This is a genomic window from Pannonibacter anstelovis (assembly GCF_036881715.1).
GTDB classification, from domain to species: Bacteria; Pseudomonadota; Alphaproteobacteria; order Rhizobiales; family Stappiaceae; genus Pannonibacter; species Pannonibacter anstelovis.
In genome coordinates, this window is the sequence record NZ_JBAKBF010000010.1 from 63,164 (window position 1) to 75,080 (window position 11,917).

Annotated in this window: 21 protein-coding genes; all 21 read left to right on the top strand. The window is 66.8% G+C overall.

Translation table 11 applies throughout. From position 1 onward, the window contains the following. The first annotated feature begins 8 nt into the window (after positions 1 to 8). The 21 genes from V6L75_RS15480 (at position 9) to V6L75_RS15580 (ending at position 11,914) form a co-directional block, all read left to right on the top strand. On the top strand, positions 9 to 887 hold the full coding sequence (locus tag V6L75_RS15480; protein ID WP_334252386.1) for a ParB N-terminal domain-containing protein: 879 nt from the start codon (positions 9 to 11) through the stop codon (positions 885 to 887). Further along, positions 887 to 1,354, top strand: a complete 468-nt coding sequence (locus V6L75_RS15485) for a DNA transposition protein (protein WP_334252387.1) — start codon at positions 887 to 889, stop codon at positions 1,352 to 1,354. Before V6L75_RS15480 ends, V6L75_RS15485 begins: the two co-directional genes overlap by 1 nt. Beyond that, on the top strand, positions 1,351 to 3,324 hold the full coding sequence (locus V6L75_RS15490) for a transposase domain-containing protein (RefSeq protein WP_334252388.1): 1,974 nt from the start codon (positions 1,351 to 1,353) through the stop codon (positions 3,322 to 3,324). Before V6L75_RS15485 ends, V6L75_RS15490 begins: the two co-directional genes overlap by 4 nt. Positions 3,325 to 3,371: 47 nt before the next feature. Beyond that, entirely contained in the window at positions 3,372 to 4,346 is a 975-nt protein-coding gene (locus tag V6L75_RS15495; protein ID WP_334252389.1) for an AAA family ATPase, read from the top strand. Then, positions 4,330 to 4,608, top strand: coding sequence for a hypothetical protein (locus tag V6L75_RS15500; RefSeq protein WP_334252390.1), 279 nt, complete (start codon positions 4,330 to 4,332; stop codon positions 4,606 to 4,608). Before V6L75_RS15495 ends, V6L75_RS15500 begins: the two co-directional genes overlap by 17 nt. Continuing rightward, on the top strand, positions 4,605 to 4,961 hold the full coding sequence (locus V6L75_RS15505) for a hypothetical protein (protein WP_334252391.1): 357 nt from the start codon (positions 4,605 to 4,607) through the stop codon (positions 4,959 to 4,961). Before V6L75_RS15500 ends, V6L75_RS15505 begins: the two co-directional genes overlap by 4 nt. Beyond that, a complete protein-coding gene (locus tag V6L75_RS15510) occupies positions 4,958 to 5,578 on the top strand; it encodes a DUF3164 family protein (RefSeq protein ID WP_334252392.1) in 621 nt (206 codons plus the stop codon). Before V6L75_RS15505 ends, V6L75_RS15510 begins: the two co-directional genes overlap by 4 nt. A gap of 10 nt (positions 5,579 to 5,588) precedes the next feature. Beyond that, positions 5,589 to 6,263 carry a DUF7168 domain-containing protein gene (locus V6L75_RS15515; protein ID WP_334252393.1) on the top strand — a complete coding sequence of 225 codons (675 nt, stop codon included), beginning with the start codon at positions 5,589 to 5,591 and terminating at the stop codon, positions 6,261 to 6,263. A gap of 1 nt (position 6,264) precedes the next feature. Then, positions 6,265 to 6,534, top strand: a complete 270-nt coding sequence (locus V6L75_RS15520; RefSeq protein ID WP_334252394.1) for a hypothetical protein — start codon at positions 6,265 to 6,267, stop codon at positions 6,532 to 6,534. Further along, positions 6,488 to 6,790, top strand: coding sequence for a hypothetical protein (locus V6L75_RS15525; protein WP_334252395.1), 303 nt, complete (start codon positions 6,488 to 6,490; stop codon positions 6,788 to 6,790). The genes V6L75_RS15520 and V6L75_RS15525 overlap by 47 nt, the downstream gene beginning before the upstream one ends. Next, positions 6,787 to 7,029, top strand: coding sequence for a hypothetical protein (locus V6L75_RS15530; protein ID WP_334252396.1), 243 nt, complete (start codon positions 6,787 to 6,789; stop codon positions 7,027 to 7,029). Before V6L75_RS15525 ends, V6L75_RS15530 begins: the two co-directional genes overlap by 4 nt. Next, the gene (locus V6L75_RS15535) at positions 7,026 to 7,595 is read left to right on the top strand and encodes a regulatory protein GemA (RefSeq protein ID WP_334252397.1); all 570 of its coding nucleotides are present in this window, start codon (positions 7,026 to 7,028) and stop codon (positions 7,593 to 7,595) included. Before V6L75_RS15530 ends, V6L75_RS15535 begins: the two co-directional genes overlap by 4 nt. Further along, positions 7,592 to 7,843 carry a hypothetical protein gene (locus V6L75_RS15540; protein WP_334252398.1) on the top strand — a complete coding sequence of 84 codons (252 nt, stop codon included), beginning with the start codon at positions 7,592 to 7,594 and terminating at the stop codon, positions 7,841 to 7,843. The genes V6L75_RS15535 and V6L75_RS15540 overlap by 4 nt, the downstream gene beginning before the upstream one ends. After that, on the top strand, positions 7,840 to 8,193 hold the full coding sequence (locus V6L75_RS15545; protein WP_334252399.1) for a helix-turn-helix domain-containing protein: 354 nt from the start codon (positions 7,840 to 7,842) through the stop codon (positions 8,191 to 8,193). The genes V6L75_RS15540 and V6L75_RS15545 overlap by 4 nt, the downstream gene beginning before the upstream one ends. A gap of 160 nt (positions 8,194 to 8,353) precedes the next feature. After that, complete coding sequence (locus tag V6L75_RS15550) at positions 8,354 to 9,316, top strand: glycoside hydrolase family protein (protein ID WP_334252400.1); 963 nt, start codon at positions 8,354 to 8,356, stop codon at positions 9,314 to 9,316. Beyond that, the gene (locus V6L75_RS15555) at positions 9,316 to 9,828 is read left to right on the top strand and encodes a hypothetical protein (RefSeq protein WP_334252401.1); all 513 of its coding nucleotides are present in this window, start codon (positions 9,316 to 9,318) and stop codon (positions 9,826 to 9,828) included. The genes V6L75_RS15550 and V6L75_RS15555 overlap by 1 nt, the downstream gene beginning before the upstream one ends. An 8-nt stretch (positions 9,829 to 9,836) precedes the next feature. Further along, entirely contained in the window at positions 9,837 to 10,172 is a 336-nt protein-coding gene (locus V6L75_RS15560) for a hypothetical protein (protein WP_334252402.1), read from the top strand. Positions 10,173 to 10,174: 2 nt separating this feature from the next. Next, complete coding sequence (locus V6L75_RS15565; protein WP_334252403.1) at positions 10,175 to 10,927, top strand: hypothetical protein; 753 nt, start codon at positions 10,175 to 10,177, stop codon at positions 10,925 to 10,927. A gap of 15 nt (positions 10,928 to 10,942) precedes the next feature. After that, a complete protein-coding gene (locus V6L75_RS15570) occupies positions 10,943 to 11,230 on the top strand; it encodes a hypothetical protein (protein ID WP_334252404.1) in 288 nt (95 codons plus the stop codon). Between the two features lie 4 nt (positions 11,231 to 11,234). After that, entirely contained in the window at positions 11,235 to 11,618 is a 384-nt protein-coding gene (locus V6L75_RS15575) for a DUF2730 family protein (RefSeq protein ID WP_334252405.1), read from the top strand. After that, positions 11,615 to 11,914, top strand: a complete 300-nt coding sequence (locus tag V6L75_RS15580) for a VpaChn25_0724 family phage protein (protein ID WP_334252406.1) — start codon at positions 11,615 to 11,617, stop codon at positions 11,912 to 11,914. Before V6L75_RS15575 ends, V6L75_RS15580 begins: the two co-directional genes overlap by 4 nt. Positions 11,915 to 11,917: the final 3 nt, after the last annotated feature.

Here is an 11,917-nt window from a genome sequence, read left to right on the forward strand (position 1 = left end):
GCGCTGACATGACCACAGCACCGTCCCCATCCGTGGCACAATCCATCCTGATCCCTGTTGCTGACATCCATATCGGCGAGCGGCTGCGCACAGTCGATGCTGACTATGTGGCGATGCTGGCCGCGTCGATCGGCGATATCGGGCTGATGCATCCGATCGAGGTTGGGGCGGCGGACCGGCGCGGGCGCTATCCGCTGATCGCCGGGGCGCATCGTCTCGCTGCGTACCGTGAACTTAACCTTAACGAGGTTCCGGCGCTGGTGGTCAGCGTCAAGGGTATCGACGCGCAGCTGCGCGAGATCGATGAGAACCTGATGCGCCGGGAGCTGTCAGCTCTGGACCGTGCCGTGTTTCTGGCCCGGCGCAAGGAGATCTGGGAGGCGAAGAACCCGGCTGCCCGCCATGGCGGCGACCGCCGGTCGGATCAAGTCGCCAATGTTGGCGACTTGAAATCCGGGGACTTGATTGGCCGGTTTACCGCTGACGTTGCCGAGAAACTGGAGCTGTCCGAGCGGTCAGTGCAGCGTGCCATTGCGCGTTACACGCGGATTGCCCCGGATGTGCGTGCCCGCATTGCGACAACGTGGATCGCCCGACGCGGCTCGATGCTGGACAAACTGGCGAAAGAGACGCCGGAACATCAGCGCGCCATGGTGGCTGAGCTGCTGGGCGAGAACCGGCCTGCCAAAACAGTGGCACAGGCGCGGGCTGCGGTGCGCGGGCCGTCGCTGGAGGAGTTGATCAATCAAGATGAGCGGCAATTCCAGGCGCTGATGCGCGCCTGGCGGACAGCCGGACAGCGTGCGCGTGACCGTTTTATCGCTCATGTGAATGGCGCTGATGCTGCGGCTGATGCTGCTGCCGCCTCTGTCGAGGAGGCTGCGTGATGGGCAAACGCAGACGCTGCCACAATACAGATGACCTGCTGAGCTGGTCGCCGCCGCAGCCTGTGCAGGCCTTCGCACCGGAACGGGTGCGAGCGGCCTCGCTGTCGGCGCAGATCGCGCGCGGCGTGTCCGAGGCTTTGCGCCAGTCGGGCCGGGATCGGCCGCAGATTGCCGAGGCGATGAGCGCCTATCTGGGCGAGGCCGTCTCGCCGCACATGCTGGACAAATACGCGAGTGAGGCGGCTGCCGAGCACGTGATCAACGTGGTCCGGTTCATGGCGTTGATCCATGCGACGCGCAGCCGGGCGCTGCTGCAGATGCTAGCCGAGCCGTTTGGCTGGGCCGTGGTGGAGCAGCGGCACCTTGATGCCATCGGGCTGGCGGCGGCGCTGGAGGAGCGGGAGCGGATCAACCGCGCCATCGACGAACAGCGGGCGAAGCTGAAGCGGTCCGGGGGGCTGTCATGAGCAAGGAGTGGTTCAGCCCTGCCGAGTTCGCCGCGTTCCGGCTGCCGTTCATGCCGACAACGAAGGCCCGGATCAATCAGATGGCCGACCGTGATGGCTGGCGCCGTCCGGACCTCGAATGGCCTGCCAATCCGGCCGGGGTCTGGCGGCGGCGCGAGGGTCGCGGCGGCGGCTATGAGTACCGGATGGCGGTGCTGGACAGCACGGCACAGGCGGCGCTGATGCGCAAACTGGCGGCGCAGGCGCCGGTCGAGACATCCGTGCCGGATGCGGCGCGGGCCGAGCTGGCGCGGGCTGCGGTGTGGGAGGTTTACGAGCGGGCGCCGGAGCGCCTGAAAGAAAAAGCACGGCACCGCCTGCAGGCGGTGCAGGCGGCGCAGCGGCTGGTGGATGAGGGGCGCCCGCGTGACATCGCCATGATGGAGGTGTCGCGGATGTTTGGCGTCTCCGAACGCACGCTGTGGAACTGGCGGCAGATCTGCTACGGGCGCCCGTCACAGGACTGGCTGGCGCATCTGGTGCCTGCCTATGTGGGCCGTCAGGCCGAGGCTGACTGCACGCCGGAGGCCTGGGATTTCATCCGCGCAGACTACCTGCGGCAGGAGCAGCCACCGTTTACCGACTGCTACCGGCGCCTGGCTGCGGTGGCGGCTGAGCGCGGCTGGACGATCCCGAGCGAGCGGACACTGGCGCGGCGCATGGATGCGCTGCCGGAGAGCGTCAAGGTTCTGGGGCGCAAGGGCAGCGAGGCCTTGCAGCGCATGTATCCGGCTCAGGAGCGCGACAAGTCGGCCATGCTGCCGCTGGAGGCAGTTAACGCGGACGGGCACAAATTCGATGTGTTCGTGGCGTGGCCGGGCGAGAAAGCGCCGGTGCGGCCGGTGCTGGTGGTCTGGCAGGACATCTATTCGGGCAAGATCCTGAGCTGGCGGCTGGACCGCAGCGAGAACGCACATGCGGTGCTGCTGGCTCTCGGTGACATGGTCGAGACGTGGGGCATTCCCGAGCATGCGGTGCTCGATAACGGCCGCAACTTTGCCAGCAAGTGGCTGACCGGTGGGGTGAGCAACCGTTACCGCTTCAAGGTGCGCGCTGACGAGCCGCACGGCGTGCTGACGACGCTGCAGTGTCAGGTGCATTGGGCCACCCCGTACCACGGGCAGGCAAAACCCATCGAACGCGCGTTCCGGGATCTGGCGTCAACGATTGCCCGCGATCCCCGGTTTGCCGGGGCGTGGACCGGCAACACGATTGCCAACAAACCGGCGAACTACGGGTCCAAGGCGGTCCCGCTGGATCTGTTCGAGCGGGTGGTGGCGGAGGGTATCGCCGAGCACAACGCACGGACCGGGCGCCGGTCCAAGGTGGCGGCTGGCCGGTCCTTCGATGAGACGTTCCTAGCTGCCTATGAGCAGGCGATGCCGCGACGTGTCAGCGAGGCGCAGCGCCGTCTGTGGCTGCTGGCTGCTGAGGGTGTGGGCGTGCGGCGGCAGGATGGCAGCATCCACCTGATGGGCAATCGCTACCACCACGACGCGCTGCATGACCATCGCGGCCAGAAGGTGATTGTGCGGTTCGACCCCGACCGGCTGCACGATGACGTGCATGTCTACCGGCTCAACGGCTCATTCATATGCACCGCCGAGTGCCTCGCCGCCGAGGGCTTCCTCGACGTGACAGCGGCCCGCGAACATGCGGCGCGGCGCAAGGCCTGGCTCAAGGCGCAGAAAGCGATGCTGGAGGCCGAACGGCCGATGCCGCTGGCCGAGGTCGCGGCGGCGCTGGATCAGATCAGCCGCCCGGCGAGCGAGACAGCACCTCAGACAAAGGTGGTCCGGCCGGTGTTCCGGCGGCGCGGTGGTGCGGCTGCTGCGGCAGTGGTGGCCGAGGAGATGGAGGCCAGCGGCACGCTGGTGGCCTTCGGGCGAGGGTTGCAGGCCCTCAAAAATGCGGGCGGCGAGGATGATTGAGATCCGCGCCACCCGCTCAGTCAACGTCAAAACAGGAGTAGCATAACATGGCAGTTAATGCGGTTAAAGAGGCGCTTTCGGACTCGCAGGTCGAGGAAATCCGCGCAGCTGTGCGGACGATCATGCAGACCGAGGGCCTGAGCCAGGCGGACGTGGCTCGGGGGGCGGATATCCCCTACGGGACGTTCACACCGTGGCTTTCGGGAAAATACGCTGGCGACAACGCGGCCCTGGCATTGCGGGTGCAGCGGTGGATTGGTTCGCGTGAGGGCGAGCGCCGGGTGATCAATCTGGCGCTGGCGGAGCCCGACTTTGTCGAGACGCCTACGGCGGTCGAGATCCTGAACCTGTTGCAGTGGGCAAAATCCGCACCCGGCATCACGCTGATCACGGTCGGGTCCGGCATGGGGAAATCCGCCTGCACCCGGTATTTTCAGGCGCAGAACCCGCACGCATACCGCATCGTGATGCGGCCCTCGACGAGCGGCATCCACAGCATGATGAGCGAGATCGCCCAGACGCTGGGTGTCACCGAGCGCAACCCGGCCAAACTGACCCGCGCCATCGGCGACAAATTGCGGCGCAACGGGCGGCACACGCTGATCATGGTCGATGAGGCGCAGAACCTCTCAGACGCTGCGGTCGATGAACTGCGGCACTACCTCGACGAATATGGCTGCGGCATCGCCCTGCTGGGCAATGAGGACGTGCAGACCCGCTGGGGCCGGGCGACCCCGAAGGAGGGATACGGCCAGTTGCACCGCCGCATTGGAGCCCGCCTGCGCCGTCTGCGCCCGCTGCCTGAGGATATCGACACCTATCTGGCCGGTTGGGGTGTGACCGACCGTGAGGTGATCAAGCTGTTGCGGGTCATCGGCAAGAAGCCCGGCGCCCTCGGCCAGATCCGCGAGACGCTGCTGATGGCCAACATCCTCGCGGCTGGCAATGGCCGCAGCATCACCGGCGCGGACATCACCGCCGCCTGGGCGAACCGTGGAGGCGAGCATGTCGAAGCTCTCTGACAATTTGAGCCAGCATTTGGACACGCTGCGAACCATCCTCATCAGCAACGTGCGGGCCGATGGCGCCCTGCTGATCCGTGCCGAGCTGATCGACGATCTGTCTGCGGCCTTGGAATGCTTCGTCCGGTGGGCTGGTCAGCTGGAGCAGCAGGCAGGCCCTCTCCGCAGCCTGCCGGATCCGGTGATGCTGCCGGGCACCAACGTGGTGCCGTTTGCACCGCGCCACCGGCCGCAGCCCTCGACCGGAGGTGATGCAGCATGAGCACGCGCGGCTGGACCTTCGACGAGCTGGCCCGCGCCATTGGCCTCAGGGCCATGGGTGAGGACTACACGGACATTGCGCTGCGCCTCAACCGGCCCCGGCTGGAGGTGGTGCGGCAGGTGGGCGCTGCCCGCAGCCTGATCCGGGCAGAGATGTGGATCCAGCCGCTGCTGGCGGAGCCCCGGCGCGAGGAGCCGGTGGAGGTGCCGGTGCCGGGTACGCCCGTGCTGCGGCCCTACCGGGTGCGCCCTGACATTGACGAGCTGGCGGCAATGACCGCCCGCGACAACACAGCCGCCCTGATGGGCGATCCCGCGCCGGGGCGTTCGGCGCTCGAAAGGAAGAGATCATGACACAGGTTGATGAGATCCCGCAGGGCTACTGGCAGGACGCCAAAGGCGCGCTGATCCCGCTCAGCGCAGTCAAGCCCGAGCACCAGGAGGAGGATGCGCTGGTGCGCGAGCTGGTGGCGGAGGCGGAGGAGTTGCACCGGCGTCTCGCCGCATTCAAGGCCCGCGCCTTGGGCGACGTGCAGGCGTTCCGCGATCTGGTGGCCGAGAAATACGGTGCCAAGCGCGGCGGGCGGAAGGGCAACGTGACGCTGAGCCGGTTTGACGGATCGGCCCAGGTGGTGGTGGCTGTCGCCGAAAACATCACATTCGGGGCGGAGCTGGAGGCGGCAAAGGCACTGATCGACAGCTGCATCCATCGCTGGAGCGAGGGCGCGAATGCGAACCTGCGGGCGCTGATCGATCAGGCGTTCCAGGTGGACAAGCAGGGGCAGATCTCGACGGGCCGCGTGCTCGGCCTGCGGCGGCTGTCGATCGAAGATCCGGACTGGCAGCGCGCCATGGATGCGATCTCCGATGCGGTGCGCGTCACCGGCACCAGAACGTATGTGCGGGTCTACCGTCGCGGCTCCAGTGACGAGGACCGCGTGCCGGTGTCCCTCGACATCGCCAGCGTTTGAGGAGGCGGGGATGGATCGTGAAACGATCATGGCCCGGATCCGCGCTCTGCGGCAGATGACCGTGGGGCGTGGCTGCACCGAGGCCGAGGCGATGGCGGCGGCCGAAAAGGCGGCTCAGTTGATGCGCAGCATCGGCGTGAGCGAGGCCGAGGTGGAAATGGAGCAGGCAGAGTTCCGGCCGCGTCACGGGGTGCGCAGTCATATCACCCGGCTGTGGCTCATCATTGCCCGCTGCACGAACTGTGCAGTCCTGCATGACAAGGACGAGGCCGCTCTCGTGTTTTACGGCGAGGGCGCGGGGCCGGAGATTGCTACCTATCTCAGCGACATCTGCCGCCGCGCCATGAAAACAGCCGAACGCGGCTACATGGCGTCTGGTGCCTATCAGCGGCTGCGGAAGTCCTCTACCCGCCGCTCGGCGCTGGAAGGTTTCCGCACTGGCATGGCAATGCGCCTGGCTATGCGGATCCGTGAAATGTTTGAGGACAGCATCAGCGAAGAGGCGCGGACGCGGGCTGTAGCGGCCCGTGACGCGGCCAGTGGTGGCGGTGCGTCTGTGGCAATCCGAGACCGGAAAATCCGCAACACGGCCGCAGTCGGGGCCGGGGTGATGGCAGGTGATGCTGTGCCGCTCAATCACGGGGTCCGGACTGACGGGCCTGCGCTGCAGATCGGAGGGCAGTGAGATGGCCCGCCTCGACGATCCTCAGAGTGAGGCCGCCGGGGCGGAGGAGCTGCGGCGGCAGCGCGGCAAGCTGCTGGAGCTGGCGGACCGGCACCGCTGGCGGCTGCACCGGATGCCGGAGCTGCGGCGGCAGCTGACAGAGATCACCACGCAACTGATGCGGGCTGAGATGGAGCGCCAGGCGGCGCAGATCGCGGCCCAGGCAACGGAACAGGAGACGGCAGATGGACATCACGGCACACAGCAACCCTACTGGTGGGAAGACTACTGAGACTGAGACTGAGGATCTGATCTGTGACCGGGCAATGCTGGCCGTGCGGGCCGCAGCCATGATCGAGAGCCCGGTCGATGAGCTCGGCATCCTCACGATCCTGCTGGCCAAACGGCTGGCACGGGTGGCGAGCGCCCAGCCGGACACAGCGCGGAAGCAGATTTTCGCCGGTGCCGTCGAGATCCTCGCACGCCGGTTTCAGGAGGAGATCGTCGAGAACATCGCGCGGCGGTCCCGCGAGGAGGTTGCACGATGACCAAATCCCGCGAAGGACACCCGTGCCTCAGCTGCACCCTGCCGGACTGTGATGAGACGAGCTCCGGCTGCGCGCTGAAAATCGCCATGTCACGCTATGCCAAGGCGAGGCGCGCCGGGGCGATCACCGAGGAGCTGCGGCGGGCGAACTCAATCGCCTGGCAGGAGCTCTATGCCCCCACACGGCACGAACGGCGGCAGGAAAAGCGGGCGCAGGCCCGGCAGGCAGGTGCAGCATGAGCAACCTCCTCGCCGTCATCCACGTCAAGAAAAAGGGCCTCGGTCTCGATGATGACACCTACCGCGACCTGCTGGCGCGGATCACCGGCGTGCGCTCGGCCGGGGATATGACCGAGCAGCAGCGGCTGCAGGTGATTGCGGAGATGGACCGGCAGGGCGCGGCCAGCGCCGGGCCCCGCCGCAGCCTGCGGGCGGACCGGGTGTCCGGGCGCTATGCGGGCATCCTGCGGGCGCTGTGGCTCACCGGCTACAATCTCGGAATCATCCGCGACAGCCGCGACAGCGCGCTGATCTCGTTTGTCGAGCGCCAGACGGGCCTCTCGCACACGGCCTGGCTCAACGATCCGTATGACGCAGCCCGCGCCATTGAGGCGCTGAAAAAATGGATCGAGCGCGAGGGCCATATCAAACTCACCAGCCGCTCTGCGGATGACCGGCGCGGGGCTGTGATTGAGCGGCAGCTGGAACTGCTGGGCCTCGCCAGCCTGCCGGAGGATCTGGCGGACGCGGCCGATGACGAGGTGATCGGCGCGCTGGGGCGGCAGATCAGGAGGGCAGCCAAATGAAGCTGAGGGCGATCCACGTTGTCGTGAGCGACACGGCCCTGCTGCGATATATCCAGCGCGAAATGGGCGTGGATGTAGAGCGGGTGCGGGCGCACATTGCCGGGCTGGTGCGGGGCGGCGCCGAGCGCTCTGCCGTGGCTGTGATGACCGGACGGGTGCGCCTGGTGCTGCGCGACAGCCAACAGGAGGGCCAGCCCTGCGTTACCGTGGTGACGGCGCTGCCGCGCAAGTCGCGGGGGGTGGCATGAGTGACGGCCTCCTCTCCCGGCTGATCGAGCTGATCGGCACTGATGCAACGCTGGCGCTGGTCACGGCACGTGGCGGCCGCTCGGTCTATGTGCCGGAGCGGCCGACCGCACAGACAGAGATTGCTAAAATCGTGGGGCTGGACGCGGCGACCATTTTGGGGCAATCATTCGGGCGCGAAAGCATCATCGTGCCGGTGGCGCGCGAATGGCGCGTGTTGCAATATGACGCGCAGGCCATGAGCGTGCCGCAGATTGCGGCCCTCACCGGCTGCCACGTGGACACGGTGCGTAAAATCAGACGGCGCCACGGCCTGTCAGCCGCGCAGCTGGATCTGTTCGGCGGGCTCTAACCCGCTCCGGCTGGGAGCCGCCTCATCGGGCTCTCAGAGCCATATCAGCCCCGCCACAGCGATGATCCGGAGACAGGGTAGACGGCTCTAGCCTGACCTGTCCCGTAATGAGCGGGCATCCTGCGACGCATCAACCGATGCACCGATGCGCAGGATCACCATGACGACCCCCACCACAATCAGCGAGCGCGGGCGCGCCACCCTCATCCATCACGAAGGCGAGCCGCTGCGTGCCTACCGTGACGCGGCAGGCGTCTGGACCATCGGCGCGGGCCTGACGGCTGCGAGCGGTGTTGTCAAACCCCGCGCGGGCATGACGATCACCCGCGAGGAGGCGCGCCGCCTGCTGGATCTCGCCATCACCCGCAACTATGCGCCGCGTGTTGCCCGGCACCTCGACACCACCCGCGTGCCGCACCGGCAGGCCGCGTTCGATGGCTCGGTCTCGTTCGACTACAACACCGGCCGCATCCACGATTGCACCTGGGCCCAGCGGTTCAACGCGGGCAATTTTTCGGGCGCCCGTGCCTCGCTGCTGACATGGGTCCGCGCCGGAGGCCGCGTTCTGCGCGGGCTGGAGCGCCGCCGCCGCGACGAGGCAGACATGATTTTCGACGGGCACTATCCGCTGCTGCCGCAGCAGGTGCAGCCGGCTGAAACACCCTTTGCCGTCTGGGCCATTGCCGTTGACGACAGCACCCGCGACCGTGTGCGCGAGCTGCTGGTGCGGCTGGGCTATCCGGTCGGCTCTGATGTCTCCCGCGTCCAGCAGATCGCGGTCAGGCAGTTCCAGGGTGACCGGGGGCTGGTGGTGGACGGCATCATCGGCCGGGCCACGCTGGAGACGATGCAGCGCGAGATCGACGCGCAGGCCCGCAGCACCGCAGCCGCCACCGGCGCATCCGGTGGGGCCGTGGCGGGCGGCTCGTCTCAGGTGATCCCGCCCGACAGCCTGCCCGATGGGTCGGCCCTCTCAACCGATCTGCTGCTGATCGGTGGGTGCGTCGCGCTCGCTGGCTGCGCACTCTACGGCCTGTGGCTCGCCTATCACTACCGCGACCTGATCGCCGCCCGTATTCACCACCGCGCCCCGCGTCTGGCCGAATTTCTGAGGAGCTTCTGATGTCTCTCGCCCTGAATGCTGTGCTGAATGCCGCCTACAATGTTAGCGCACCTATGGTCCGGTTTGTGCTGGATCGCCATGTCGGGCCGCTGGCTGGAACGCTCGCCGGGACATTCATTGATGCCGTTGCCAAACGGGCCGGGGTGCCGGTTGAGGCGCTGCCTAATGCGTCCGATGAGACGCTGCAGACGGCAGTTCTTGAGGCGGAGGATCGTGACGTGCCGGAACTGGTGGCCGTCTATGCGCAGGGCCTGACCTTGCAGCAGTCGCTTGCCGAGGGTGACCGGGCCGAGGGTGGGCTTGCAGCGGCGTGGCGCTGGGGCTGGATGTATCTGCTCGCCGGGTTCTGGATCTGGGCACTCATCCTGGCGCCGGTGTTTGCCCTGCCGGGCATCGACACGGCCGTTCTGATGACGCTGACCGGCTGGTTTATCTCGCTCTACATGGGCGGGCACACGGTCAAGGAACTGGGCAAGCAGGCGGTTGAGGCCGTCAAAGTCCTGAAACGATAGGAGCCACTATGCCCCGTCTGCGTCTCGAATTTGTGCAGTTTGGTGATGGCATCGTCCCCGAGGTGCCGCATGCGAATGTGATCCGCCGCGTGATCTCGTCTCTGGCGCCGGTGACGGTGACCGGCACGGCTCTGGCCGGTGAGGCCCGGCCGGTGGTGCCTGCCGGTGACAGCGGCCCGGTCTATGCCATCGCCCGTGCTCTGGACGGGGCGGTCATCATCGCCTGGGGCGCCAACCCCACGGCGGCCCAGTCCGGCCCGTCCATGAAATGGATCGGCGATGGCGAGGAGGTTGCCGTGCTGGTGGCGCCTGGCGAGCTGATCTCTGCGGTTACGGCGGTCTGACCATGTACGGCTACCGCACCGGCTACAGCGTGCCAGCCCGGCCACGCACTGCGTTCTCGCCGCTGCTGCTGCCCGAGGTGGCCGAGATGTGGGACCCGGCCCATGGGCTGGATCTCGTCACCGGCAACCGGGTGCGCGCCTGGACCGGCCGCAAAACCGGCCGCACGGTGCAGCAGCTCGCGACGCAGCAGCAGCCGGTGTGGTCGGCAACAGCGATGGGCGGCGGTCCGGGGATCGGTTTTGATGGCATTGACGACATGCTGGCAGCTGCATCCTCAGGCTGGTTTGCGAGCGGCAGCGCGCCGATGGAGATCTGGCCGATCCTGCAGCAGGACGCCAGGGCTGCGACAGATACGTCCATCCGTGCTGCGATCGTTTACGGCAACGGCAATTTTGCAAATGACACGCGGCAGCGCCGCAACGCATCCGCTGGCGCGGACCGCTACCAGATCACGGTGGGCAGCGGCACAACGACCAACAGCCCGAGCTATGACAGCATCGATTTTGTCTCGCGTCATGTGCTGCGGATCCGCTGCGAAGAGAGCCTCACGCGCTATGCGATCGATGCCAGCCCGCTCGCCCAGACGGTGATCACGCGGAACAATCCGGGCACCAATCTGGTGTTCGGCGGCCTGGTCGGGGGCGGGCAGCACTGGCTGGGTGCCATGTCCTACATCGTCTTTGTCAACGGCCTGCTCGGCGATGTCGCCGCAGCCGAAATGCTCAAATGGGCGCTCGCCCGCCGCAACCTCTGACCACGGGGATCTCTGATGTCCAATGCAAACCGCCTCGTCGTGTTTCCGGCCGGAAAACTGGCTGAGGCTCAAAACTATCTCGACACCTGCAATGCCGATTTTTCCGCCAACTGGCTGCCGGGCGGGATGATCTATGCCGAGGTGAAATTCGACTATCTCGGTCAGCCGGTGGTGGGCTACTACGGCCCGCCCTGGCGTCCGGATCCGGATCAGCCGTTTGACGAGCCTGCCGCCTGCCTTGCGGCGCGTGCTGATGGCGTGATCGTGGACAGCGTGCGCTGGCCGCATGACGTGGAGGAATAAGCGGATGAGTGACCTCCTCGCCAGCGCGCAGAAATACTGGTGGCTGATCACCGGGCCGGTGACGGTGGCGCTGGCTGTGGCGCTGCTGTGGCTGCGGACGCAGTTTGCCACCAAAACCGAGTTTGGCGCGCAGTCCGAACAGATCAATGGCGCGATCTCGAAACTGGCTAAACGCATCGACGAGCATGCGGAGACGACCGATCACCGGCTGACGCAGCTGGAGGCGGCAACCGAGCACCTGCCGACGCGCGAGGCCATGCACCAGCTGGCGCTGCAGGTGGAGCGGCAGGGCGCGATGATCGAGGCCATGCGGGACGCGCAGCGGGCAACGGCGGCCGGTGTTGCGCGGATCGAAGAATTCATGATCCGGGCTGGAGGCACAAAATGAGTGACTATCTCACCCACATGCGTGAACACGTGCGCCTGATCATCCTGCGGGCGCTGGCCGATGAGCCGGCATATACGCACAATGACGCGATCCTGACCGACATTGCCAAAGCCTTTGCCGTGGACCGGGGCCGCGATTTCGTCCGGGCCGAGATCCGCTGGCTGGAAACTATCGGCGCGGTGACTGTCCGCGAGCTGGCCTCTGCCCTGATTGTGACGGCGACACAGCGCGGCGTCGATCATGCACAGCGGCGGCTGGTGCTGGACGGCGTGCGCCGCCCCAGCGCGGAGGGCTGAGCC